This window comes from Roseburia sp. AM23-20 (genome assembly GCF_003470905.1).
GTDB lineage: Bacteria > Bacillota > Clostridia > Lachnospirales > Lachnospiraceae > Roseburia > Roseburia rectibacter.
In genome coordinates, this window is sequence record NZ_QRHS01000006.1 from 105290 (window position 1) to 131638 (window position 26349).

A 26349-nucleotide genomic window follows, 5' to 3' on the forward strand; every position below is an offset into this window, starting at 1 on the left:
TTTTGTTTGTATATTTTATTCATTTGACATCTGCTCAAGGATTTTCCTGTTCATTTCATCATAAGAATCCCAATACTCTTTTCGTATGGAAATCTCCGTGTATCCAAAAAGCTCCCTGATTTTACTCATGATATCCCTGCCATAAAAACCTGTCAGGTTTTTAATTGTCTCATCTGTCACAGACACAATCTCATGCGCAGCAAGATTCCGGATATTACTTTCCACATTTCTAAGATCTTCCATCAACTGTTTTAAGCGGGTATCACTCGAAAAATGATCGGTGAGTATTTTCAGATGTTCTGAATACACATCTTTTGCTTCAAATCTTTTTCCCATTTTCTGATAATGACTATTCAGTACATCTCCTGCTTCCGTTCCATTTAATTTTTTTGCTGACCACATTCTCTTCCACTGTCCTGCACGTTTATACTGGTCGCAATAATCGTCTACTTTGATACCACACTGTTTTTTTAATATCATCTCAAACAAATCCACCACAATCGGTGTGATCGACCTGATAAAATCCACATACTCACCACGTTTTAATCGAATATCGATCGTAAGTGCATATTCAAAATATTTTCTCTGGGAAGAAGACCGCACCGGCAGACATTGAAAATTTGTTTTCTGGATTGTCTTATCAACATTCACAAAATCTAATAACACTCTCCTTGCCGCCAGATAAATTAAATCCCTATACTGCGCTGTCTGCTCCGCTGGTAATGAATCCGTGACATCAAGCGCAGCCTGATAATCATATACAAAAATATGTTTTTTTATAATTTCCTCTTTTTTTATCTTTGAAAGTGTCGGACACTGTATTTCCTTACATCTGTTTTGTGTACCTTCCTGATTATCCTCATCCAATTCCCATAAAGTTTCTACATCATATCCCTCATGCACCTGCTCATTCAATTTTCCTACTGGTGTCGCCACCTGAATTACTTTTGCAGGAAACTCCCCTAATGTCTGCAATACCAGCAATCCACTTTTCATTGCCGGTGTACCGGATGACACATTTAAAAGCAATGTATCCGATTCATCCATCGTCTCATATATACAGCTGATCACCTTCCTGAAATCCTCGTAAAAGTAATCAAATTCATGTACTCTGGTAAGCTCCCGGCGTTCTATGATCTCATAAACCATGGAACGATTCTGCATCTTTGCCAGACGGTCCAGACAATAACGATACCTGTCATCTTTCTCCTGAAAATCCAACATTTCTTTTGACATGTACAAAATGACTTTATCCGGTTTATAGAATCTGCAAATATGCAATATTGATCCATCATGATAATTATTTAATGAAATCGGGTCGGTTCCTCCCACTGGTGTAAACAATATCGTCTGGTTCATAATAACCTCCATCTTTCGTAATAATGATTTAATTTTCCTGCATGGTTATTTAGTAAAAATTTATTCTAATTTTGTCCCCTTAGCGGGGTTCTTATATCTCAGTAAACCCTAATTTGATTTATCCGGGGCAGGTTTTCAAGTTTTCGTCCCCTCCGCGGGGTCTCTTATCTCAATTCAGGAAGATGCAAGAAAAATCAAACCCATCTGGTTCTCGTCCCCTTCTCGGGGGTCTTATATCTCAATTCTCAAGTACATTGATAATTGAATAAAGGCTTTACGTTCTCGTCCCCTCTACGGGGGTCTCTTATCTCAATGATGAAAACAACAAGTTAAGCATTAATTTAAAGAGTTCTCGTCCCCTCTACGGGGGTCTCTTATCTCAATCCTGTCCCCTACACCTCCTAAAACACAAGGCTTTTTATCCCCCATTTGCGGGGCAAACCCGCAAATGAGAGAAATCTCAATATCAAACTGGTGTATAACATTCTCAAAGCCTGATTTTAAGCCTATCGGAGCAAAATCATTATATTTCCTCAAATTCAATCCTCCCCATCCCCATATGATACAGCTTTCCCTGATACTTTGTACATTTACAGACATGCGGTGCCAGTTTAAGCTACAGGTCTTTGGTATGTTTATGCACAACATAATTTCTGCCCAGTGTATTTATAATATATCTTTTGTCATATTACCCTATAATAATCACTTCTTCATTTTTAATTTCAGGACTTGCCCCAAAAAGATTAACCTCTCCGTATCCTCTTATTTTGTAAACTCTTACGCTGTCCGATCTACGGTCAATCAGCTCTGGAATATCATGTAACAGACGTCGATATAAATTTTCCGTAATCATCGCCTCAAATGCCGATTTCTGAACCCAAAAACCATATCCATTCATTTTCTTCGCAAACCTGACTCTTCGCTTATTATCAACAATATCATAAATCACGAGAATATACAGCTTCTTTATGCTATTTTCTTCCCCAGTATTCCAAAAATAATTTTCCATTTGTCTTTCCCCCCACATTTATCAAACCAATTACCGAATGATCACCGGCATATATTCATTCACATTTTCCGTTTCAATTGCCTTTACAAACTGATTAACCTGAAGATCCATTGCACGCCGGAAGCTGACACTGTAATCAATATACGAAAGGTATCTGTTCTCTGTACGAAATTTTCCCTCCAGTTTCTGAATATATTTCCGGAATCCATCCTTTTCTAAAAAGACTCCAGGCTGATCGATTCCAGTATAGAAATCTTCTTTTACCAATTCATGTCCATTTAACATACTAAGCGCTGTTGTGTCAATTAATACGGCTCTCCATTCTTCCATCAGATCACTTGCTAAGGTAGGATGCTTTTCTCTGTCTTTATGCATCACTCCAAAATATGGATTTAATTCTTTTCCCTCAATCTTTCCATATAATTCATTTAAGATAATCGAGTAGCCAAGACTGATCAGCGAATTAAACGGATCCATCGGAGGACGTCTTGACCTGCCTTCAAAAACAAATTGTTCATCAATTAACTTCCCCAATACTTTAAAATATATTTTTGCTGCCGTTCCCTCATATCCCATAACCTGTTCCACACTCTTCGCATATGGCAGTTTTTTCTGCATATTCTGCATCTCAATGATCATTCTATGAATATCTTCATCTCTGCCTCGCGCATATCTGCGCAAAACAACAACCTGATTGCGGATCTTTGCATCAATGATTCTTTTTGACATTTCCAGTTTAAATGTTTCATTGTGTCCAATTTCCGCCTGAATACGCTGTCTTTGCACATTCACATGGGAAGTTGAGATCAGCCTTCCATAATACGCCCCGCTTGTGGAATAAAACAGGATATTCACCCCCCGTTTTAAACATTCCGTCAGGCAGCGTGTCGTAATCTGGACACTGCCAAATACTTCGATCATCTCTAACGTCTCAGCTGGAATACTTTTTATCATTCCATCCTTGTAATTTACCTGAAAACGATTTGCTTCTATCCCGATACTCGCACCCTGTTCACTGACATAAAGATAACTCATGTGTTTCCTCCCTTGTTTTTATTTGTCCCCTTACTGAAGATTTTTTCAATTATACTTGTGTAAGTATATAACAAAAACAGCTAAAGGTTCTCGTCCCCTCCTCGGGGTTCTTATATTTCAATAATTCTCCGATTTTAACTATACAGATAAGTCAGGCAAGTTCTCGTCCCCTCCTCGGGGTTCTTATATTTCAATTTCAAAAAACAAACCAATGAATACGGACATTATAGTTCTCGTCCCCTCCACGGGGTTCTTATATTTCAATTAGGCTGTCTTTTTTATTGCACAGAAGGGAGAATATGTTCTCGTCCCCTCCACGGGGTTCTTATATTTCAATAAAAATAACCAAAACACAACTATGCAAAGACACAGGAATGTTCTCGTCCCCTCCACGGGGTTCTTATATTTCAATATGTCTATGAAGAAGTTAGCAAAGGTAATTGAATTGTTCTCGTCCCCTCCACGGGGTTCTTATATTTCAATCCTGTCCCTTACACCTCTCCAAACACAAGGCTTTCATCCCCCATTTGCGGGGCAAACCCGCAAATGAGAGAAATCTCAATATCAAACTGGATCATACCGATCACAAAGCCTGATTTTAAGCCTATCGGCGCAAAATTGTTATATTTCCTCAAATTCAATCCTCCCCATCCCCATATGATACAGCTTTCCCTGATACTTTGTACACTTACAGACATGCGGTGCCAGTTTAAGCTGCAGGTCTTTGGTATGTTTATGCACAACATAATTTTTTCCCAGTGTATTTTTAAACACATTATCCACGACTTTTACCGCATTACTGCCAAGCAATGGATATAAAACCGTCTTTGAAAGAAAACCACATCCTCCACCTAACCATACTGTATTTTTTTCCTTTGCCTCCCAGTGGAATCTTGCATAAAAATACCGGTTACAGATATTCTGGAAAATATTCAGTGCTTCTATGATATCTTCCATCTGATACGGGCAGATTGTCGTGTCAATTGATACATCAAAGCAAATCTCTGTTCCGGGGATCAGTGTCTCCCGCAATACATTCAGCGGTTTTTCTGTACCGTCTAGTGTAACATCGATCTTCTGGCTTAATGTCAGCTGATCCACACTGATAGGCTGGCTGTCACCTACATGCAGACCGGAAAGATTATCATTAACAGCATTTGCAGGCTTTTTTTCATCACGGTTTAAAGTATAAAATATCTGTTGTTCTAAACGTTTTGTCTCTCTTGCAAGGCATTGTTTCCTGCTTGCGCGTTCTGCGGAAGCAGACTGTATCTCCCTGCCTGTTCTTTCATATTTTTCCGGACATTTTTGTATCTCATCTGCAATCAGTGCCGTGCGGAACATGCCTTTTAAAGTACTGCCCGGAACATACGGCATACCATATGCATCCTTCACAAAGGCTTCAATCTCTTTTGGTCTGGCTGTCTGTGAAACAAATGCTTCCCCTGCATCCATCTCATACAATTTCCATCTCTCATAATCTTCCCGCTGCATCTTATGCTGTCCAAGCCACTGGGATAGAGAAGGTTCCTTCGGCCGCCCATCCATCATATAGTCTGCAAACTCTTTTCCGAGTCCTTTTTTCTGCAGATCCATGTACATCTTCTCCACATTCGGTATGATCACATGATGATTCCACGGCATATAGATATGCTCTTTTTTTCCTGTTTTTTCACCGGAACCTATATATACTGGGGATAATACACTTATTTTCACCCGGTAATGTTTCAAATAATCCCTCATAATGATACCCCCATAAAAATCGGTTTTGCATATCGGTATACAGGATGTTTTCCTCCTTCCGACACATCATAGATATCTCCGGCAAAACAATTTACAAAACAGGAACCTGCTGTAAATACATAAAGATCCTTCTTTTTTCTCCACTCCTCTGCATAATCTGAAGATGCCACAAATCCAGATCTTTTTTCTAACAAATAGGATGCATTTTCCATCGCATTTTCCAATTCCTCATCTGCAGGAAGTGCAACTGACAATAACATATATCTGTCCGATTTTTTCTGCAGACATTCTAAAAGCTGTTCCGGAATCTGCCCCTCATTGTATCTATATTTTCCAAGTCCACCTGATTTTTTTCCACCAATTCCTGTATAGGACAATGCTGTCAGCAATTTTTCCATAAGACATTTTTCATTTTCGCTTTGATACGCGGCAATGATATACAGGCCACATCCCTCTCCATAATAAAATGTTCCAACCCGGTACGGCAGAGTCTCCTCCCCGGTGCGGACAGCTGCCATCGTCTGCTGAAAATAATGTCCATAATGTTCCATCGGATCATTTGACAGATCCATCTTTCCACTCAAAAAATCACTTAAACATTCTACCGGGATAAACTTCATCTTTTTATATGCTTTTTTCTGCTTCGATTCCCCGCGGTTTACCGGCTCCACATATATCATCGGTTTTGGAATCATGTACTGCTGTCCAATATATGGAAATGCATCTGAAATTAACAGATTTCCTTTTTTCACAGCATCATAAAACTGCTGTTGCAGATTCAATTTTAAAGCTTCTATATAAAGTGCTGAAAATAACTGATCTGCCTTAAACGTGCAGGCACTTTCATTTAACATTCCGGTACCAAAATGAACACCCGTTTTAAATTCTAACTGATAGATCGTATATTCCATGTCCCGCCTCATTTCTTTTCTCTCTGTAGTCAAAAATCAATTCTGCAAATTTATTTTATTCCACTGCACTCATGATTTTCTTACACTGAGACAAAACATCTTCCGACACTTCCCCTATCACAGGTTCCACATGGATATCCATGATTTTGACACGTCCATAACCTCTTGATCCACTGCCGCCTAAATAATCATATTCTAAAAGTTGAAACCCGTCTTTTAATATTTCAAAATCATGAACCATTTCCGATTCATCCGTCACTTCATAAATCAACTGCATCGGAAATTTTGCTCCTCTTACCACACGTTCGATCTGTCTGGGGTTCGCTACTGCCGTTGTTCTTTGGATGCTGTTTTCAAATTTAACCTCTGTTGCACCTGTCAGCCCTGCATATTTTAATTCATCCATATTTTCAAGAAACATATCGTTAAACAGGATTTTACTAGTCTTTACCTGACCTTTTTTCGCACTTCCAAACAGACTTGTCAGACATACCGCATCCTCATCCGGTGTTTTCGCTACTGTCTGATTATATTTTTTTGCCAGAAGTGTCCTTAATTTTCCTTTTAAACTGCTACCCGGAATCATCGGCATATTCGTCCTTGCATCCCGGATGACAGGAGAATCTACTGCACCAATTGCAGAAAAAGCGCTCGATCCGCCAATATGTAAACCCGTTACTGTCTCTAACACCCCACTGATTTTAACCTTTGCAAACATTATTTCATCCTCCCTCTACTCATCACGTCCACCATAAAATTTTCTATATGCAACCAAGGCTTCCATATACCGGCTGAATAAAATATACTGGTCTCTGCTGCCTTTGATCTCTTCTAAGTGCTCTAAAATCTTTGCTTTATCTACCAGTTTCTTTACCTTCGGTTCACGCCCTGCTTCATAGATAAAACGAATCTTCATGTAGTTGATCCGTCCAATTATTTCTGCATTCAGCTTGTCGCTCTGACTATTGACCACATCATTGTAAATATCGGATGTCATGGCAAGCAGATTTCTGATCTTGGATGTTGTTACCGGACCAACCAGTCTCCCTTTCTGGTCTTTTTCACTACACAGTTCCTTGATTGCCTGTTCTGCAATCCCCACATAATTTTCTTCTGTCAATTTCATTTAATCCTGCTCCTCTCTTTTGCGATTCAGATATACATACAGATAGATTGCCATGATCAGTTCTTTTCTATCCTGTTCTTTCCCGCTCCACTCGTACATCTTTTTTGAAAAACTCCGGTAAGCCGCCCGTTTTTCTTTATTTTCATGTTCCTGTGGTTCCATTCTCGACAACAGATAAACATATCTTGCAAAATTGATGTTGTTCCCACTTTCCCTTAACAATTCCATGAGATGATATAAAAATCCCATACCGTGCTCATCATTCTGATCAAAATAATTCTTAAGCACACCTATCTTTTCTGTAACAACATTTTGTATAAATACATTCCATGGATAAGCATATGTTTCATCAAACAGCGTAACTGCATTTTTTCCTTCCACATGTTTTGATCTGTCTTCAAGTCTTTCCACTTCTTTTGCCATAACATTCAGCGGATATTTCGCATCGTAAATACCAACACCTCCTGATATTGTCAGCGTTCCCTGTGTAAATTTTTCAAGCGCATTTCTGATATCCATAAAAGCTGCGATCACATCATTCCACGCTCCGGCTAAAAACACATCATCTCCACCAGAATATACAATTACCGCTTTTCGTTCCCCACTTCCACCAAAATTGTCTGCTGTTCCTTTCCGAAGTATCTCATTGATATAACATTTAAAAAATAAAGACAACTGCCGTGACAATGTAGATGTTCTCGAAAGTGTTACATATTTGTCATCTCCATCCGGTCTCTGCAGTCCATAAACAAAAGTCGTTCCAAGGTTATCCACATCCGCACGAAGGATTCCAATTCTTTCCACACCTTTTGCCTGTTCTGCCAGTTTTTCAAACGTGTCACCTGTCGTATAATCTCCAACCCACAATTTTGTAGTAACATGTTTCCCGGTATAAATTTCATTTTTCGTATAACACCGGACATAATTTTCTGATTCCATCCGTTTTAACAGACTTTCTTTTGTATCTGCTGCTAAGTACCTGTTTTCCGGAAGTGGCAGCGCATCTTTATCCGGTTCACTCATGACAGTAAAATAATTTTCATACAGAATACTTCCTGACATTTTTTCTAATGCCAGACATACCTGACATTTATCATCTGTAAGGCGGGCTATCCTGCGGCACACTTTACATTCCCGCTCTCCTTCATGTTTTCTGCTATTCAGATTCCGGATCATATCTGCATTATACCGATTCGATTTTTTCTCAGAAATCATCTTAGATATCGTAAGATACAGATCGGAATAACTTCCCTTCGGCATATTTCTTAACGCATTGGCATTTGCTTTCGCATATCCGCAGGCAACATATAACGCTGTATCAAAATGTTCCATCATCCAGTGATTCAGACTTTTTTCATAGTGCTCTAAAATATCACGGGTATCATCCGTATTCGCTAAAAGCAAATAACAGTGTCCTCCTCCTGTATAAATTAAATTTGCCCTTGAAAGTGACAACTTCTCTAACAGTTCATCCACAATATGCTCCATCATAATTTCAAGGTAAAAACTTCTCGCACGCAGTCCTTTTAATGCACCTTTTTCTCCTATCGTATAGATAAAACTCTGAATACCGGAAATATCCATGGAATACAGTAAAAACATTTCCTCGTCATAAGATTTCTCTGCATTGATAAACAGGCTCTGCTTATAATTTTTTTCGCCTTTCGCAGTCAGAAACTGCATTACGCATGACGCAACTGCTGCGGTCATCTTCATGTGGTCATACAAAGAAATATCTGCAAGCTCCTTTTTTGAAGTAGAAGATGGAATGTATGTCAGATTTGCCTCAAGCACAGCCAGCAGGGAATTGATGTATTCTTCGTCTAACGTGATGCCCTTTAAATTATCTGTAATATTTTGAATGACGGACTGATAAAAATGTTCATCCATAGATATTTCATCTTCTGTCGGATAATTAATTCCATTCTTCGGATTTAAAACCTGCATGGCATAATGACTTTGTCCGTGATTTCCATTTAAAATATTAAATACACTCTCTAACGGCATCGCTTTATCAAATCCGCCTTCTCCTGCTTCCGCCTCTCTGCGATCCGAAAATGCTGCCACATTGTCTGCATAGTAAACAACATATGCCTTATCGTCTTCTGCTAAGGATGCGTTCTTTAAATACATTCCATGATGATATCTCACACAGTTTAAAATTTCATCATCTGAAATATGTGCTTCATTCTTCAGATACTCATATCCACTCTGACTGTGATTTCTTCCATCCCCACTTCTATACACAACTTTTCCTATGTCATGAAGCAGACTTCCAATCATTAATTTTATCTGATCGTCCGTTATCATTTTCTTCCCCCTTCGTTTATGATTTTCATATATCCCATTCCGAGGGAAGTTTTGATTCCTACCCCGGAATACTCTCCAAACTCGAACAGCATGTTTACAAAATTTGCCATTGTATCTGTGCCATGCAGCTTTATGGTTATTTTTCCGATAAAGGATGGAATCCTGACACCCTCCAAAGAAAAACTTACACTTTTCAGATCATACCTGATCACCTGTGCATGCTCACATATCTGTTCGAGTGTATCTTCATCATGCATTGTATTTTCTGCTGTGGCACTGTCGTACTTATTCATCAGACTCTGAAAAACACAGCGAAGATCCGGATAAAAAAGATACCTTCCATTTTGTTTAAATGCAGTCGGAGATAGAAAATGAATCTGAATATACCTTTTCCCATCATCCTCATAAAAATGATCCATTAATTCTTTATATGTTGTTTCCATATAATTTTTCTTCACTATCAAAACTTTAAGATCATGTTTTTTTATCAGAATGTATTCTATTTTCCACAACGTATCCTGTATAATAATCTTCACTGCTTCTTTATTCAGTCCTGTAATTACCCAGTACCAGTCCCCCTCTCTGCATTCTAAATGCTGTGCATATGGATGAAGGCTTGAAATATGCAGATAATCTGCATATTCCTCTGGCAGCAATTCCATAAGTGCCCCATGAAACAATGATGACATCTGATATGTCAATTCTTTTTCACATTTTAACTTTAATTCTAATTTTGCTAACATTCCCCTTCTCCATCTGTTATTTTATGCCTTTATATTTTATTTACTTACTATTGTAACATGCATCTTCCAAATTTTCATATATTAACGTAAAATATTTATTTTTCTATTTCATAATCTGACATAAATAACCAAAAGGCAAGAGATCTCTCCCTTGCCTTTTCATAAGCCAGCCACCCTACAATTCTTCCGTCTTATACGTGACATATCCCTCATAATAATAACTATGGTCAATGCCTTTCATATAAACTTCCCGGTCATTAATCTGATCGGTAAGTGCTGCCTTTAAAATATATTTAATTTCAATATCTTTGATCGGACTGCGTTCCATCGCCATCAGATAGTCTTCTTTTTCTATCTTACTCAAGTCTACTACCTGTCCGATCTGTTTTTTTAACATCATATCCAGCCAGATGCGCATGCCTCTTCCATTTCCTTCACGGAACGGATGCACAATGTTCATTTCCACATATTTTTCAACAATCTCATCAAATGTGTTCTGTGGCATTTTGTCTACATTTTTAATTGCTGTTTCAAGATACATAAGCGGTGCAAATCTGAAATTGCCTTTTGATATATTTACGGTTCGGATTTTTCCTGCAAAGTCATAGATATCATCAAATAAATATTTATGAATCTCACATAACGTTTGAAACTTTCCCGCCTCAAGGTTCTCGAGCATACCATTTTCAAACAGTTCTACTGCCTTCTTTTTACTGATACGTTCCTCTTCACGCGCGAGTTCCGCGGAACTTTTAATTCCAAGCTTATTTTCCAGTGCCATACAACATGTCCTCCATATTGGGATGTTCTCCCTTTAATCCTCCTCGATCACATGCATCTCCAGAAAATCAAAATCCACATGCTCAATAAAACAATCCTGCGTAAAACGTGTCTTTGCATGCCTCTTAAACTCTTCCACATTCGCATCTAACCAGATCGGTTTTCCAAGGTCAAATGCATAACATACCTCATCTAACGCCTTGAAAATTTTGTGCGTTCTCGTATCATCTGACTCATCTGTCACTGTCATGTCTTTGATCAGGTGCGTACCCTTCATCATTTTAAACCAGATTCTCATGAATTGTTATCTCTCCATTTTTATTGTTGATCCGTGTCTTCTCTGCCGTCCCGTCTCATACATCAGAAGTGATGCGGAGATTGCCGCATTTAAGGATTCCACCTGTCCCTGCATTGGAATCTTAATATAAGTATCTGCCAAATCTGCGATCTCATCCGACAATCCGTTTCCCTCATTTCCGATGAGAAACGCCGTCTTTTTCTTATAGTCCGGCTCATCATAGGAAAGTGTGCCCTTAAGGTGCGCCGCATAGACATTGACCTGCTGCTCTTTGAGTGATGAAATCGTCCCCGCAAGATCTTTCGTGATGAAAAAAGGAACCCGGTAAATGCTTCCCATCGTGGAACGGATGGTTTTCGGATTAAACAGATCCACAGTCGTCTGGTTCATGATCACCCCTGTGATGCCTGCCCCCTCACCGGTACGCACCATCGTGCCGAGATTTCCCGGATCCTGGATGCTCTCTAAGATCAGAAGATGTGTCTGTTCCCCTTTTAATAATTCCTCTAATTCATACTCCGGTTTTTTGATCACACAGAGGATTCCCTGTGGGGTCTGTGTGTCGGAAACACTCTTAAACACATTGTCGGCGACAACCTCATATCCGGTTTTATCCAGACGTTCCAGAACTTTTCGGTTCAGTTTTTCTTCCCCATGTTTTGGTGTGCATGATTTCATGCAATCCTGCATATTGCCCTGCATACATGTTTCATAAAAACTCTCGGAAACATAAACCTGTTTCACCCATTCCACCGGGGCCTCTAAAAACATTTTTCTTCCCTCTGCCACGAAAACACCCTGTTCATTTCTGGCTTTTGCTTTTTTCATGAGCAGTGTCAAATTTTTCATCTGCTGGTTTGATGTACTTGTAATCATAATTTCCCTCACTAAAAAATCCGTTATACCTGTCGCTAAGTATAACGGATTTCTCTCTAAAATGCAAAAACTATCAAATTTATGTAATATAACATCAGATTGTATAGTTCATCATCTACTGTCATGTACAATAGATCAACGATCTATTGTCTTGTATTACAGAGAAAGGTTTCTGCTGATCTCGTACTGATATTCCGGAATCTCCTTTGTCATTGCAAGTGCCTCGTCGATATCATAATCAACGAAATCACCATGACGGTATCCAACAACACGGTTTGTCTTGCCTTCGCAAAGTAAATCTACTGCTAAAGCACCCATGGTTGATGCATATACACGGTCTTTACATGTCGGGCTTCCACCACGCTGCATGTGACCTAAGATAGTTGCACGTGTCTCGATACCGGTTGCAGCCTCGATTCTCTTTGCCATACTGGAAGAATGTCCGATTCCCTCAGCATTTACAATGATATGATGCTGTTTACCACGTTTACGGTTCTCAATGATGTGGTTGACTAATTTCTGCTCGTCATAGTCATATTTTTCCGGAAGCAGGATATCCTCGGCACCGTTTGCAATACCACACCATAATGCGATATAACCTGCACCACGTCCCATAACCTCAATGATACTGCAACGCTCATGGGATGTTGATGTATCACGGACTTTGTCAATTGCTTCCATTGCTGTATTTACTGCTGTATCAAAACCAATCGTGTACTCAGTACATGCGATATCAAGATCGATCGTTCCCGGAAGACCAATCGTATTGATTCCAAGTCCTGCCAACTTCTGGGCACCTTTAAAAGAACCGTCACCGCCGATAACGATGATTCCGTCAATGCCGTGTTTCTTACAGATCTCTGCACCGCGTTTCTGTCCTTCTGCTGTTGTAAACTCCATACAACGGGCTGTCTGTAAAATCGTACCACCACGCTGGATGATATCGGAAACATCTTTTGCTTCCATATCAATGATCTCTTCCTGAAGAAGTCCTGCATAACCTCTCTTGATTCCTTTTACTTTCTTTCCCTTTGCAATTGCTTCCCTTACAACTGCACGAATGGCTGCGTTCATTCCCGGCGCATCGCCACCACTTGTCAGCACACCGATTGTATTAATCTCTTTTGCCATTTATCGTTCCCTCCTAAAATAATATACCCATTTTTCTAATCTTTATTATTCTAATCTCTTTATTGTTTCTTTTCAATGCTCTTTTCAACAATTTTTACATTTTTTTCGCCCAAAAATTCCGTCAAGTTACCGACAAGCTCCGGATTGATATGAATATTGTAATTTTGGCCTAATCTTTTCATGGCACGCGGCGAGGCAATATAGATCACAATCTCATCATTTCCGTCCGAACCATAGAGCCGGGAATACAGTTCTTTTTCCTTTTCCTCATATGATTCTTTTGTCGCAAACTGAAGCCACAGCTCCCGTTTTGTATCATCAAAGGAATAGATTTTTTCACAGATCAGTTTTCCGTTTTTATCTTCCTCGACGTTGGCATGTCCTGCGACAAATACTTTTTCATCTTCGTTTAAATAGCGGCTGTATTTCTCGTAATCACGCGGGAAAATGATAACTTCCACAGTTCCAAACAGATCCTCGATCGTGATAAATGCCATCGCTTTATTCTGCTTTGTGTATTTGATCGTCTTTTCAGTAATGATGCCGCCGATGACAACACTCTGGTTATCTTTAATCTTTACCGCATTTGTTTCTTCATCCAGCATAAAATCTGCCGTCACGGCACTGATATTTTTGCGCCATTTTTCCTCATATTCCTCCAAAGGATGACCGCTTAGGTAAATTCCAAGGACTTCTTTCTCAAAACCAAGTTTGATCTCTTTGCTGTATTCCTCCACATTCGGGAAACGGACTTCATACGCTTTTTTTTCCTCTTCGGATACAAGGTCAAATAAAGACATCTGCCCTGCAAGTGAATTTTTCTTTTCCTGGTTCAGGTTGTCGATCAGCGTATTATATACTAAGAGCATCTGCTGTCTGTTGCCGTCTAATCCATCGCAGGCTCCGGCTTTGATCAGGTTTTCGACCGCACGCTTATTGACCTCCCGCCCGGCAACACGGCTTAAAAAATCAGAAAGTGTGATATATTTACCGTTTGCCTCTCTTTCTGCTAAAATGATATCAATGACCTGTCTGCCGATACTCTTGATCGCATACATGCCATAGCGTATTCCATCTTTCGTTGCCAAAAAGCGTCCTTCTCCCTCATTGATATCCGGGGAAAGCACTTTGATCCCCATCTGACGGCAGGAATAAATGTACTCGGCGACTTTTCTTGTATTGTCGATCACTGACGTCATGAGTGCTGCCATAAACTCAACCGGATAATAGTATTTTAAATATGCCGTCTGATAGGCAACCACTGCATAAGCGGCTGCATGTGATTTATTGAACGCATATTTTGCAAAATCAACCATGGAATCGTAGATCTGGTTTGCTGCCTGCTCACTGATCCCATTTGCGATACAGCCTTTGATGCCCTGTTCCTCATTTCCATAAACAAAATTCTGACGTTCCGCGTCGATGACGTACTGCTTCTTTTTACTCATGGCACGGCGGATGTTATCTGCCTGTCCCATTGTATAACCGGCAAGGTTCTGTACGATCTGCATAACCTGTTCCTGATAGACGATACAGCCATAGGTCGGCTCTAAGATCGGCTCTAATTCTTTGCAGACATAGGTTACACTCTCCGGTTCATTTTTTCCCTTGATATATTTCGGGATAAAATCCATCGGTCCCGGACGGTAAAGGGAAATACCGGCGATAACATCCTCTAAACTCTGCGGTTTTAACTCCTTCATGAAGTTTTTCATGCCCGCACTTTCTAACTGGAAGATACCATCACATTTTCCGGTTCCGATCGAGTCTAATACTTTTTTATCATCATAATCAATGTTATCCACATCAATTTTTATTCCATGATTTTTTTCCACAAGTTTGACTGCATCACTGATGACAGTTAAGGTACGCAGTCCAAGGAAATCCATTTTTAAAAGTCCGAGTTCCTCGATCGTTGTCATGACAAACTGTGTTGTGATCGTGCCATCGGAACTTCTCGACAGAGGCACATATTCGTCCATTGCCTTCTGGGAGATTACGACTCCGGCGGCATGCATGGAGGTATGGCGCGGCAGACCTTCTAGTCTTTTCGCCATGTCGATCAGTCTTTTTACCGTCTCATCCGACTCGTACATGGAACGCAGTTCCGGGTTCATTATGAGTGCTTTGTCAATCGTGATATTGAGCTCGTTTGGAATATTTTTTGCAATCGTATCACAGAAATTATACGGCAGATCCATGACACGTCCGACATCACGGATGACACCGCGCGCCGCTAACGTACCGAAGGTAACGATCTGCGTTACACAGTCTTTTCCGTATTTTTCAATAACGTAATCAATGACTTCACTTCGTCTCTCATAGCAGAAGTCAATATCGATATCCGGCATGGTCACACGTTCCGGATTTAAGAACCGCTCAAACAGCAGGTTATAACGGATCGGATCAATATTGGTAATACCCGTTGTATAAGACACAAGGCTTCCCGCCGCACTTCCCCTTCCAGGGCCAACCGGAATACCGTGCGTTCTCGCATAGTTGATAAAATCCCATACGATCAGGAAATAATCGACGTACCCCATCTTCTGGATGACAGATAGCTCATAATCAAGCTTCGGCAAAAGCTCGTCATGCTTGTCCGGGTAACGTCTTACCAGCCCCTCATGACAGAGTTTGTTCAGGTAAGTCCACGAATCATACCCCTCCGGCACGTCAAAATGCGGCAGCTTGGTCACTCCAAATTCGATCTCCACATTGCAGCGGTCCGCGATCTTCTGTGTGTTGTCAATCGCCTGTGCCGCATACGGAAACAGCGCGCGCATCTCCTCCTCAGATTTCACAAAATACTGCCCGCCCTCATAACGCATGCGGTTTTCATCGGACAGTTTTTTTCCTGTCTGCAGACAGAGTAAAATATCATGCGGCTCGGCATCCTCGGCATAAGTATAATGCACGTCGTTCGTCGCCACCAGTTCAATACCTGTCTCCTGGCTCATCCGCATCAGTCCTGCATTGACTGTCTTTTGTTCCGGTATTCCATGATCCTGCAATTCTAAAAAGAAGTTGCCTTTTCCAAAACATTTTTCATATTTGTATGCAGTCTCTTTTGCTTCCTCATAAAGTCCACGTACCAGATAGCGCTGCACCTCACCGGCAAGACAGGCACTTAAGGCAATGATTCCCTCATGATAAGTTTCTAAAACTTCCATATCCACACGTGGTTTGTAGTAATATCCTTCCACAAATCCTTTGGAAACAATCTTCATCAGGTTCTGGTAACCTTTGTTATTCTCTGCTAAAAGTACCAGATGATAATAACGGTCATCTCCATGGGAAAGCTCCCTGTCAAATCTCGATCCAGGCGCTACATATACCTCACAGCCTAAGATCGGCTTGATTCCGGCTGCCCTTGCTGCCTTATAAAAATCAATCACGCCGTACATCACACCATGATCTGTGATGGCGGCGCTGTTCATCCCAAGTTCTTTGACTCTTGAAACATATTCTTTTATCTTATTTGAACCGTCCAAAAGGCTGTACTCTGTATGGACGTGCAGATGTGTAAATGACATGCTTTGTTTCCTCCGCATTCTATTATATCGTCTCCCTGATAAATATTCAATTTTTTTCGCACATCTCATACAATCTCATACAATTTTCTGTTACTGTTCACTCGTACCTCGTTCCAGTAACGGATTTTGCCGATGCTTCGCATTCTAAATCGGCAAAATCTGCTACCACCACTGTATCATACGGCATTTTCAGTTCAGAAAATGCCTGCCTGTGAACAGTAACAATTTTCTCTCTTTGTCTATCTGACTGCCGTGTCTGCCTATGCATCCTCTGCCGGCACTTTGCTTACGGTATCATCTCCCTGTACCAGAACCAGCGCAGAGATACCTTCGACAGTAACAGAACCTTCCGCCTTTCCAAGAGATCTGCATCCTGCCTTTTTACCATTGACACAGATATCCCATGTCCCGGCAGGTAAGTTTACTGTGACTGCATCCGGATTTCCATTATAGATGACTGCAATATTCTGTGCCGTTTCTCCCTGTACCTCACCCTGAATGGTATAGGCTACGACATTTGCATCAAGTCCAGTCATAAAGGTAAGATTATTCTGAATTGCAGCGGCTGTTGTCATGCGTAGTGCACTGTGTGCCTTACGGAATGCGATCAGACCTTTATAATATTCATAAACATCCATTACGTTACCTTTATTATCCCACTTAATGCTGTTCGTTGCATCAGGGGAAGAATAGCTGTTCTCATCAAATCCGGTCTCAGACTTCTCATTTGGCTTAGAGCGAAGCATCTCTTCACCAGCCTGCATAAATGGTACACCCTGCGAAGTAAAAAGAACCGCGCTTCCCAGCTTATTCATCTTCACTCTGTCAGCCTCACTGTCATCTGCATTGGAAATGGCAAGCTTATCCCAGAATGTCAGATTATCATGGCAGGATATATAATTAATACTCTGTCCCGGCTGTCCCGACCAGTTCGTACACTTATCACCAGCCTTTGTGAGCGTAACCTGCGAATGCGGGGTCGCTGCTACAACACTGAATTTAATGTTTTCTTCCATATCATCTTTGCCGCTTACAAAACCTTTGTCCAGAAAATCAAATACACTGCCTTTGATCCCATCACGGATATCATCACTGAAAGCACCCACACGATCCAGCCGGTAAATATTGTTCTTCGTTGCCAGCTGTGCTGCCGGCAATGCAGATTCTCCTCCAGTCCATCCTTCACCATATACCATAATGTCAGGGCTCACCTGATCCAGTGCTTTTCTGACAGCCTTCATGGTATCCAGATCATGTACGCCCATCAAGTCAAACCGGAAACCATCTATATGATATTCCGTTGCCCAGTATACAACAGAATCTACGATATACTTGCGCATCATGGCACGCTCCGAGGCTGTTTCATTACCACAGCCTGAACCATCTGAATAATGATCGCCATTCTTTCTGTAGTAATAATCTGGCACTGTCTTCTGAAACCATGAATCTGCCAGATGATAAGTATGATTATATACAACATCCATATTCACACGGATTCCATTTTCATGAAGTGTCTTAATCATCTGCTTCATTTCATTGACACGTACTTCCCCATGATATGGATCTGTACTGTAAGAACCTTCCGGCACATTATAATTCTTAGGATCATAGCCCCAGTTGAACTGCGCTGTATCTGGCTTTGTTTCATCTACAGTAGCATAATCACAACTCGGCAAAATCTGTACGTGAGTCACTCCAAGATCCAGAATATGATCCAGTCCTGTAGCCAGCCCTTCCCTGTTCTTTGTTCCGCGCTCTGTCAGTCCAAGAAACTTACCTGTATTCCGAATCCCGGAAGAAGCATCGGAAGACAGATCACGAATATGTACTTCATAAATCACTGCATCTGTTGCATTATTAAATGCCGGTCTGACATCTGAATCAAATCCATCCGGATCGGCAGCTTTCAGATCAAGGATCTCACCTCTGTTGCCATTTACGCCTGCACTTCTTGCATATAAATCAACAACTTCATTTACTTTATTACCGATCTGTACTGAATAAGTATAATATACACCATTCAGGTCTCCTGTCTTTTCACACACCCAGGTTCCTTTGACATCTGCTGTCATTGGAATTGTTTCTATCAAATTGTCACCATCGCCCTGCTCATATAGGTTAAGCGATACTTTCCCGGCAGCAGGTGTCCATATACGAAATGTTGTCTTTTCTTTTGTATATACAGCCCCCAGATCGTTACCGTCATATACCAATTCATCATTAAAATAAGTAGCACCAATCTTTCTTTTCATCGATACCATACATCCTTAATAGCCTTGTCTGTTCAAAGAATCATCCTGTTACCCGCCTAGTATACCTCTCCCTTTTCAGTTCGTCCAGTTAATTTTTTCGTTTTTTTTCGTAAAATGTCCTATTTTGTCAGGTATACTACCGCTTCATACGGACGGATTTTTTCTGAAATATCTTTATAGTTTCCTATCAGAATTCCCCGGTTTTCTTTTACCATATCCGCAATAGAAGCCGGAACATCCAGTTCTTTTTCCGTGAAATTGCAGATTACCAGTATTTTTTTATTCTCGGATGATCTTGTATAAATGTAAAGATTTTCATCTGCATCTTCAAGTCCGTCGAACGTTCCATAAACGATCACTTCTTCCTCTTTGCGCAGTTCTATGAGTTTCCTGTAGTAATTGTATATGGAATCCGGATCTTCCACCTGAGCAGCCGCATTGATCGTTTTATAATTCGGATTCACGGCAAACCATGGCGTTCCCGTGGTAAATCCTGCATTTTCTGAATCATCCCACTGCATAGGTGTCCTTGCATTATCCCGTCCTTTCTTACTGATAATGTCCATCATCTGATCATGCGTATATACTTTTGTATCGGTAACAAGATCTATATAAATATTTTTTTCCTCTATATCGTCACATTCAGACACATCCGAAAAATGCATATTGGTCATTCCAAGTTCTTCCCCCTGATATACATACGGTGTTCCCTGCATCATGTGAAGACAGGTTGCAAGCATCTTTGCTGAAAGTTCCCTGTATTCCCCGGAATCATTTCCCCATCTCGAAACAACCCTTGGCTGGTCATGATTGTTCCAGTACAGACTGTTCCATGCTACTTCCTCTAACCCTTTCTGCCAGCGGTTTAAAACTTCTTTGAGATCCGGAAGATAAAGTTTCTTATCTGTCCACTTTCCATGTTCATCCGAATCCACATCCATATGCTCAAACTGGAATACCATGCTTAACTCTTTTCCATCGCTTCGCGCATATTTTTTTGCCTCTTCGAGCGTAACGCATGATGTTTCACCCACTGTCAGAAGGTTATACCTGCTTAATACTTTTTGGTTCATCTCCTGAAGATATTCATGTTCATGAGGTCCATTGGCTGTGACTGCACCACAAAAAGAATATTTTTCCCCTTCTTTTACCGGACCATCTTTGTATTCTTCCGGCTTGCTGATCAGACTGATCACATCCATCCGGAATCCGTCAATGCCTTTTTCACACCACCATGTCATCATATCAAAAACTTCTTTTCTTACCACAGGATTATCCCAGTTAAGATCAGGCTGTTCCGGCACAAACTGATGCAGATAATACTGTCCGGTTGTCTCATCAAACTGCCATGCAGATCCACTGAAATATGATCCCCAGTTTGTCGGTTCATGACCATCTACCGGATCTTTCCAGATATAATAATCGCGGTATTTATTATCTTTTGATTTTCTGCTTTCCAGAAACCATTTATGCTGGTCAGATGTATGGTTGACAACCAGATCCATTACCAGTTTCATTCCTCTTTGATGAATTTCTTTTAATAATTCATCAAAATCTTCCATTGTCCCGAACTCATCCATTATATCCTGATAATCGCTGATATCATATCCGTTATCTTTATTTGGAGATTTATAGATCGGGGATACCCAGATAACTGTGATACCGAGATTCTTTATATAGTCTAATTTTTTTATGATCCCCTGAAGGTCTCCGATTCCATCTCCGTTACTATCCATAAAACTCCTTGGATAAATCTGATAAACAACTGCTTCTTTCCACCATGCTTTCTGCATCTTTTTTCTCCTTATAAATCAGCGGTCATGATCTCAATGACTGCCAGTCTGATCTCTTTTTTTAAATTCGTCGTCTCAAGCTCGCCTAAGATATCTGCCAGATTTTTTCCACTACTTAAAAGCCGGTATGCAGACTCTTTTGCAAGATTACTGTCCTGTGCCTGATTCAGCAGATCATACACACGCTCCAGTGTATGGTTGTCATTTAATGTCAGTTTCTGTTCAAAAATAATTTCCACTTTTTCATCCACTGACACTTTCGGAATGCGGATTCTGATACATCCCTTCTTCCACTGATATTCATACGTTATTTTGATTTCTTTTCCACTTATGTATACTTTAGGCACTGCCTCTTTCACTCCACACAGTTCCACTGTATAATCCCGGAATTCCGGGATCAGATCTGTCTGTCCGGCTGCCCCTTCGATTGTGAACGCCCCTCTTTCCCAGTCAAAATGCATGGATGTAAAGCAACAGCTCCTGCCATCTTTATAATCCTCGGTCTCACCGTCATCCTCATAATGTGTATAATTGCCATCCGCTCCGCCATAGACTCTTATGATAAGTTCTTCCGGATTTTTCAGAAAATCCTTTCCGAACAGCTCTTTCTGCATCGGAATGATGCCCCCTGCTTTTACAAGCACCGGAATACTGTTAATGCCGCGGAACATCCACATTACTTTCTCACCTTTATAGATCAATCCGGTAAAGAAATCGTGGTAACAGCCTTCCGGTATCCACGCTTTTACTTTTCCCTGATTTAAACTCGCTATCTGGTCACTTGTAATCGGTGCAACAATCATATCTGTTCCAAAAAGATACTGGTTGTTGCTTACTCCCTCAACAAAAGAATGATCCTGAACCGGATATGCCTGTTCCTTTTCCGGATAATCGTAATACATTGGCGCAATGACCGGCCGGTATTCTTTGTATGCCAGATAGTTCATAGTGTAAAGATAAGGCAGTAACTGGTGCCTTAAGCGCAGGGCTTCTCCCATCGCATGTTCTACTTCCGGTCTGAAATTCCATGGTTCTTTTCCACTGAACGACATTTTAGTGCTGTGCAGCCTGTTGATCGGGGAAAATGTCCCTAACTCATACCAGCGTGCCTCCATAACATCTGACCGGATTCCAAGCATATGTCCGCCTATATCATGACTCCACCATCCATATCCGATATTTGATGCCGTTGCTGTAAAATAAGGCTGGAAATCAAGAGACTCCCACGTTACAACCGTATCCCCGGAAAAACCTACCGGATATCTGTGAGAACCAGGACCTGCATAACGTGAAAATGTCATTTTTCTTTTTCCATCCCGTCCACTGTCAAGATAATGGTAATGATTCAGCATCCAAAGCGGATCTAACTCTTTCACTGCCGTATGTCCCCCCTGCTGCCAGTCCAGCCACCAGAAATCAACCCCCTCTTCCTCAAGCGGATGATGTACGATCTCAAAATAATTTTCCAGAAACTCCGGATCTGTAATATCGAATTCAACCGGTTCTCCGGCTGCCGGATCCATTCCCATTGCCTCTGCCATTTCTTTATACATACTTTCGCATTCCCGGATACCGAGTGCCGGATGCACATTTAAAGTCACTTTCATTCCCCTGTCATGCAGATTATCCATAAAACTCCCCGGATCCGGAAACAGATCCCTGTTCCATGTATAACCGGTCCAGCCGGAACCATACTTCTTGTCAATATCTGTGATATGCCAGTCCATGTCAATGACTGCCACCGAAAACGGGATTTTTTCCGCTAAGAAACGATCCATCAGTCTCTGATACTCATCCTGTGAATACTCGTAATATCTGCTCCACCAGTTTCCAAGTGCATATTTTGGAAGCATTGGGACACGGCCGGTAACCCTAAAAAAATCTTTTACCGCGCCCCGGTAATCATGACCATAGGCAAACAGATAGAAATCCTCTCCTCCCTGTTTTCTCTCTTTGATCCAGCCATCCTCGGTAAGTAAAATCGTTTTTGAATCATCTAATACTGCAAATCCATCCCTGGAAAGAATTCCTTTTTCCAGTCTGATCCTGCCGTCTGCTTCATCGAGCGTACGGGCAGTTCCGAAAAGATTACGATCCTCTTTTCTGCCATAATACCATTCCAGATCACATCCATTGTCCGGTTTTTTCAGTTTCACACTCAGGATGCTCTCATCAAATGCTCTCTCATCATAGCGTATCCGTATGCTTTTTGTCTGGATCTCCAGAAAGTTGTTTTTCTGCTTTATCTCAAAAGGAACCTCTTCTAAATCCCTGTACCATATTACCTGCGAAGCCTCATCCACAAATGCACCGGATTCATTATATTCAAATCTGACCAGCCTGTCCGTCAGAAATGTAATACGGTAATTTTTTCCAAGAACAATATTCCGCGGATCTGCTTTTGGTCTTCTTTCACATATAAACTGCTGTTTCATCGTCTATTACACATCCTTTCGTATTTTTACATTTTGAAAAATCTTCTTTAAGAAAAAACTGTTGATCCATGCAATTCCTGAGATACCGATCAGAAACCAGATACCAAATGCAATTGGAATTTTTGAAATAATAAAAAATGGAAGGGTATTCAAACCCAGCATAAGCAATGTATATGGAATATTCGAGATTCCGAGCAATACGGCATTCCTCACAGTTGCTTTCACAGTATTCTCAAAGTAAGATTCCATTGGAAACGCGTAAGTAAAAATCTCTGCTACTATGATCCCGGCTGCGATCACAAGTATCTGCAAAGCATTCATCGTTCTGTCTGCAGCAAAAATATGATAATCCAGATATAGCATTGCGATCACCAGTACACCCACAAGATAAATGATCGTAGATGACCTGAAACTTGCTTTAAACAACTTCCAAAAATCCTTTATCAGATATCCTTCTTTTTTCTCCTGTATGCGAAAGATGCATCCATAAACGGCTGTTATGGATGCCCCTATCGTAACGATCGGAATACAAAAGAGGATTGCTAAAAGATTTAATCCAACCAGATCTGCGATCCGGTTTAATACCTTTACAAACTTTCCATCATTCTGCAGCATTTTTCTCTCCTATGCTCTTATGCCCGAAATTCGTTTTTTCCTTTGCTGACAGTTACTGTCTGACCCATGATCTCTGCCTCGAAATCTTCCCCTTCGTTTATAACTTCCACACCATCTTTGCAGACTGTGATATGAAGTTCGTTTCCTTTCCAGTAAAGAGGATATGTAAACTTCTCCCACTGTTTTGGACAATTTGGAGCAATACGGAGATGTCCGTCACGGATTCTTATTCCACCGAATCCCATTACCACATCCTGCCATACACCTCCCATATTTGCACTGTGGATTCCTGCATCAGAGGATTTCATCTCCTGTCCAAGATCGGTAAGTGCAGCACTCATGAACATATCATAAGCCTCTTTCTCCATACCAAGATCACATGCAGTGATACTGTGGATCGCCTTGGAAAGAGATGAATCATGCAGTGTTCTTGCTTCATAGTATACATAGTTCTTTGCCTTATTATCCGGTGTTGTGATATCTTCCATCTGATACAGAAGTTCTACAATATCAGCCTGTTTACCTGCCTGCATTCCCTGTACATCTTCCCCTGAATAATCATGAAAGACCGTTCCCACAACAGATGCATTCTTATACACAGAAAGATCTATTTCTTTTAGATCAAAGTATCCGTCAAACTGAGGAATAATCCCTGTTTTTTCATCCGGCTGCGGCAGATAAAGTTTCTTCATTTTATCTTTCAGTTCTTCCTCTAACTGTTCTAATGATGTACCCTCTTCCTGCATTAATTTCTGCATTTTCCCGTAGATATCTTTCTTCTCATCACGGATGCATGCAATTACCTGTGCTGCAAGTCTCATATTTTCATATGCCATATAATTCGTATATGCATTATTATCCACATGTTCTTTGTACTCATCCGGTCCTATAACATCACGGATTTCATATCTGTTGTTTTCTTCAATCCACTCCAGACGGCTGTTCCAGAATCTGGCAGTCTCGATCGTCATCTCATAGCCATATCTATCCATGAAGTCCTGATCATCTGTTGCAGCATAATACTGCCACAGTGCAAAAATAATATCAGACGTAATGTGCTGCTCGATCACTCCGGTTAAACAGATCATCGGCTCTCCGGTATGAACATTGACACCGGTCACATACGGTGTAACTTCACCATCACTGACCCATGCTGCTTCCCACGGGTACATGGCTCCTTTGTAACCATTTTCGATCGCTTTCTTTCTTGCACCGTACAGTCCCTTATAACGGAATTCCAGAAGAGTTCTTGCCGTCTCCGGTTCTGCCATCTGGAAATATGGGAAAATAAATGTCTCTGTATCCCAGAAAGAATGTCCTTTATATCCTTCTCCACTAAGTGCCTTTGCACCAATACCAACCCGGTTATCTTCCCTGCGTACCATGATCTGAAGATGATAAAGTGCAAAACGCACCGCTATCTGTGCATCATCTTCTTTACTATCAATCTGAATATCCTGTTTCTTCCAGATTTTCTCCCAGACTTTTTTACTTTCTTCCAAAAGAGTTTCATAGCCTTTTTCTTCTGCTTCTTTTAAATTATCAAGACCATCCCTGCAGACATTCTCTCCTTCCGGCTCTTTCCCTGATGCCACATACTCCAGATCTCTGCTGGAATGGACCGTTGAAATCTTCTCCACTCTTGCAGTCTCTCCCTGTGGAATGACAAGCTGAATTTCAGCGTGGATTTTTCTTCGGTCATCAATGATCTTAGATGCCGCATCTTCTGTATACTTTCCGCTCTGGAATACTTTATGTACGGTGCTGACTGCAATTGAAACTGCCGATTCTGTCGTGACCATACCCATTTGAAGAAATTTTTCTTCAAATGCACGCTTGGAAAATTCTGTGAGATGCTGTGCCCCATGATTTGTTACCTGTGCGTTGATTCCGCTCACAACCGTTGCTTTTACGTCGCAGTTTACAGGTTTGATCTCAACATATGCACCGATCACATGTACGTTCTTATAAGACACAAAACGATGGAAAGACAGCTGCACGACATTCCCGTTTTTTCCTTCCCACAGGACATTACGGCAGGTTTCCCCCGTATAAAGATTTAATGTTCTTGAATACTCTTTTAGATTGTCCTCTGTCATGGAAAAACGTTCACCATTAAGTTCGATTTCCATATTCACAATATCAGAAACATTCGGAAGTTCAGTTGCTTCCTCTTTGCTTGCTTTGTTGAATGTTCCTGTGATGAACATACCCCTGACAGTATCCACATATCTTTCTTCCAGCGAATTGCGGAGGCCTAAATAACCATTCCCCTGTGTGAAGATGGACTCACATTTTCCAGTATATTTCTCATGAAAGCTGGTCTCCTCAATGATCCAGCTTGTCTCTGCCCCTGTTCCTTTTCTGTAATTCATAACTGGCATAGCTTCATTCTCCTTT

Annotated in this window: 21 protein-coding genes and 1 CRISPR repeat array; all 21 genes read right to left on the reverse strand. The window is 40.9% G+C overall.

Annotated features, from left to right (window positions below):
* Positions 1-15: 15 nt before the first annotated feature.
* The gene (gene csm6, locus DW650_RS07110; protein ID WP_243102881.1) at positions 16-1359 is read right to left on the reverse strand and encodes a type III-A CRISPR-associated CARF protein Csm6; all 1344 of its coding nucleotides are present in this window, start codon (positions 1357-1359) and stop codon (positions 16-18) included.
* 336 nt (positions 1360-1695) lie between these two features.
* The gene (locus DW650_RS07115; protein ID WP_118209461.1) at positions 1696-1896 is read right to left on the reverse strand and encodes a hypothetical protein; all 201 of its coding nucleotides are present in this window, start codon (positions 1894-1896) and stop codon (positions 1696-1698) included.
* A gap of 151 nt (positions 1897-2047) precedes the next feature.
* On the reverse strand, positions 2048-2368 hold the full coding sequence (gene cas2, locus DW650_RS07120; RefSeq protein WP_243102882.1) for a CRISPR-associated endonuclease Cas2: 321 nt from the start codon (positions 2366-2368) through the stop codon (positions 2048-2050).
* A 30-nt stretch (positions 2369-2398) separates the two neighbouring features.
* A complete protein-coding gene (gene cas1 / locus DW650_RS07125; protein ID WP_118209463.1) occupies positions 2399-3403 on the reverse strand; it encodes a CRISPR-associated endonuclease Cas1 in 1005 nt (334 codons plus the stop codon).
* Positions 3404-3489: 86 nt separating this feature from the next.
* Positions 3490-3886: direct repeats of the CRISPR family, unit length 36 nt; unit sequence GTTCTCGTCCCCTCCACGGGGTTCTTATATTTCAAT.
* Between the two features lie 8 nt (positions 3887-3894).
* On the reverse strand, positions 3895-4038 hold the full coding sequence (locus DW650_RS19535; protein ID WP_006855563.1) for a hypothetical protein: 144 nt from the start codon (positions 4036-4038) through the stop codon (positions 3895-3897).
* Positions 4025-5146: a type III-A CRISPR-associated RAMP protein Csm5 gene (csm5, locus tag DW650_RS07130; protein ID WP_118209464.1), complete on the reverse strand. Its 1122-nt coding sequence runs from the start codon at positions 5144-5146 to the stop codon at positions 4025-4027. Before csm5 ends, DW650_RS19535 begins: the two co-directional genes overlap by 14 nt.
* Positions 5143-6057, reverse strand: coding sequence for a type III-A CRISPR-associated RAMP protein Csm4 (gene csm4, locus DW650_RS07135; RefSeq protein WP_243102883.1), 915 nt, complete (start codon positions 6055-6057; stop codon positions 5143-5145). Before csm4 ends, csm5 begins: the two co-directional genes overlap by 4 nt.
* A 55-nt stretch (positions 6058-6112) precedes the next feature.
* Positions 6113-6775, reverse strand: a complete 663-nt coding sequence (csm3, locus tag DW650_RS07140) for a type III-A CRISPR-associated RAMP protein Csm3 (protein ID WP_118209466.1) — start codon at positions 6773-6775, stop codon at positions 6113-6115.
* Between the two features lie 15 nt (positions 6776-6790).
* A complete protein-coding gene (gene csm2, locus DW650_RS07145; RefSeq protein ID WP_006855567.1) occupies positions 6791-7183 on the reverse strand; it encodes a type III-A CRISPR-associated protein Csm2 in 393 nt (130 codons plus the stop codon).
* Positions 7184-9493, reverse strand: a complete 2310-nt coding sequence (gene cas10 / locus DW650_RS07150; protein ID WP_118209467.1) for a type III-A CRISPR-associated protein Cas10/Csm1 — start codon at positions 9491-9493, stop codon at positions 7184-7186.
* Positions 9490-10236, reverse strand: coding sequence for a CRISPR-associated endoribonuclease Cas6 (cas6, locus tag DW650_RS07155; RefSeq protein ID WP_118209468.1), 747 nt, complete (start codon positions 10234-10236; stop codon positions 9490-9492). Before cas6 ends, cas10 begins: the two co-directional genes overlap by 4 nt.
* Positions 10237-10411: 175 nt before the next feature.
* Entirely contained in the window at positions 10412-11017 is a 606-nt protein-coding gene (gene fic, locus DW650_RS07160; protein WP_118209469.1) for a protein adenylyltransferase Fic, read from the reverse strand.
* A gap of 33 nt (positions 11018-11050) precedes the next feature.
* The gene (locus DW650_RS07165; protein WP_006855571.1) at positions 11051-11314 is read right to left on the reverse strand and encodes a hypothetical protein; all 264 of its coding nucleotides are present in this window, start codon (positions 11312-11314) and stop codon (positions 11051-11053) included.
* Between the two features lie 6 nt (positions 11315-11320).
* Positions 11321-12190 (reverse strand): TrmH family RNA methyltransferase, encoded by an 870-nt coding sequence (locus DW650_RS07170; protein ID WP_118209470.1) that lies wholly within the window; start codon positions 12188-12190, stop codon positions 11321-11323.
* Positions 12191-12346: 156 nt separating this feature from the next.
* Positions 12347-13321, reverse strand: a complete 975-nt coding sequence (pfkA, locus tag DW650_RS07175) for a 6-phosphofructokinase (RefSeq protein ID WP_117921978.1) — start codon at positions 13319-13321, stop codon at positions 12347-12349.
* Positions 13322-13380: 59 nt separating this feature from the next.
* The gene (locus DW650_RS07180) at positions 13381-16854 is read right to left on the reverse strand and encodes a DNA polymerase III subunit alpha (protein ID WP_118209471.1); all 3474 of its coding nucleotides are present in this window, start codon (positions 16852-16854) and stop codon (positions 13381-13383) included.
* 260 nt (positions 16855-17114) lie between these two features.
* Entirely contained in the window at positions 17115-19106 is a 1992-nt protein-coding gene (pulA, locus tag DW650_RS07185; RefSeq protein WP_243102884.1) for a type I pullulanase, read from the reverse strand.
* Positions 19107-19225: 119 nt separating this feature from the next.
* Positions 19226-20899: a glycoside hydrolase family 13 protein gene (locus DW650_RS07190; RefSeq protein ID WP_006855576.1), complete on the reverse strand. Its 1674-nt coding sequence runs from the start codon at positions 20897-20899 to the stop codon at positions 19226-19228.
* An 11-nt stretch (positions 20900-20910) separates the two neighbouring features.
* Positions 20911-23334: a glycoside hydrolase family 31 protein gene (locus DW650_RS07195; protein ID WP_118209473.1), complete on the reverse strand. Its 2424-nt coding sequence runs from the start codon at positions 23332-23334 to the stop codon at positions 20911-20913.
* Between the two features lie 6 nt (positions 23335-23340).
* Positions 23341-23949, reverse strand: coding sequence for a YesL family protein (locus tag DW650_RS07200; protein ID WP_006855578.1), 609 nt, complete (start codon positions 23947-23949; stop codon positions 23341-23343).
* 17 nt (positions 23950-23966) lie between these two features.
* Positions 23967-26333: a glycoside hydrolase family 65 protein gene (locus DW650_RS07205; RefSeq protein WP_118209474.1), complete on the reverse strand. Its 2367-nt coding sequence runs from the start codon at positions 26331-26333 to the stop codon at positions 23967-23969.
* Positions 26334-26349: the final 16 nt, after the last annotated feature.

Excerpts from the sequence above, each read along its gene's own strand:
- csm6 (WP_243102881.1), bottom strand. The coding sequence starts at position 1,359 with ATGAACCAGACGATATTGTTTACACCAGTGGGAGGAACCGACCCGATT.
- cas2 (WP_243102882.1), bottom strand. The coding sequence starts at position 2,368 with ATGGAAAATTATTTTTGGAATACTGGGGAAGAAAATAGCATAAAGAAG.
- cas1 (WP_118209463.1), bottom strand. The coding sequence starts at position 3,403 with ATGAGTTATCTTTATGTCAGTGAACAGGGTGCGAGTATCGGGATAGAA.
- csm5 (WP_118209464.1), bottom strand. The coding sequence starts at position 5,146 with ATGAGGGATTATTTGAAACATTACCGGGTGAAAATAAGTGTATTATCC.
- csm4 (WP_243102883.1), bottom strand. The coding sequence starts at position 6,057 with ATGGAATATACGATCTATCAGTTAGAATTTAAAACGGGTGTTCATTTT.
- csm3 (WP_118209466.1), bottom strand. The coding sequence starts at position 6,775 with ATGTTTGCAAAGGTTAAAATCAGTGGGGTGTTAGAGACAGTAACGGGT.
- csm2 (WP_006855567.1), bottom strand. The coding sequence starts at position 7,183 with ATGAAATTGACAGAAGAAAATTATGTGGGGATTGCAGAACAGGCAATC.
- cas10 (WP_118209467.1), bottom strand. The coding sequence starts at position 9,493 with ATGATAACGGACGATCAGATAAAATTAATGATTGGAAGTCTGCTTCAT.
- cas6 (WP_118209468.1), bottom strand. The coding sequence starts at position 10,236 with ATGTTAGCAAAATTAGAATTAAAGTTAAAATGTGAAAAAGAATTGACA.
- fic (WP_118209469.1), bottom strand. The coding sequence starts at position 11,017 with ATGGCACTGGAAAATAAGCTTGGAATTAAAAGTTCCGCGGAACTCGCG.
- DW650_RS07165 (WP_006855571.1), bottom strand. The coding sequence starts at position 11,314 with ATGAGAATCTGGTTTAAAATGATGAAGGGTACGCACCTGATCAAAGAC.
- DW650_RS07170 (WP_118209470.1), bottom strand. The coding sequence starts at position 12,190 with ATGATTACAAGTACATCAAACCAGCAGATGAAAAATTTGACACTGCTC.
- pfkA (WP_117921978.1), bottom strand. The coding sequence starts at position 13,321 with ATGGCAAAAGAGATTAATACAATCGGTGTGCTGACAAGTGGTGGCGAT.
- DW650_RS07180 (WP_118209471.1), bottom strand. The coding sequence starts at position 16,854 with ATGTCATTTACACATCTGCACGTCCATACAGAGTACAGCCTTTTGGAC.
- pulA (WP_243102884.1), bottom strand. The coding sequence starts at position 19,106 with ATGAAAAGAAAGATTGGTGCTACTTATTTTAATGATGAATTGGTATAT.
- DW650_RS07190 (WP_006855576.1), bottom strand. The coding sequence starts at position 20,899 with ATGCAGAAAGCATGGTGGAAAGAAGCAGTTGTTTATCAGATTTATCCA.
- DW650_RS07195 (WP_118209473.1), bottom strand. The coding sequence starts at position 23,334 with ATGAAACAGCAGTTTATATGTGAAAGAAGACCAAAAGCAGATCCGCGG.
- DW650_RS07200 (WP_006855578.1), bottom strand. The coding sequence starts at position 23,949 with ATGCTGCAGAATGATGGAAAGTTTGTAAAGGTATTAAACCGGATCGCA.
- DW650_RS07205 (WP_118209474.1), bottom strand. The coding sequence starts at position 26,333 with ATGCCAGTTATGAATTACAGAAAAGGAACAGGGGCAGAGACAAGCTGG.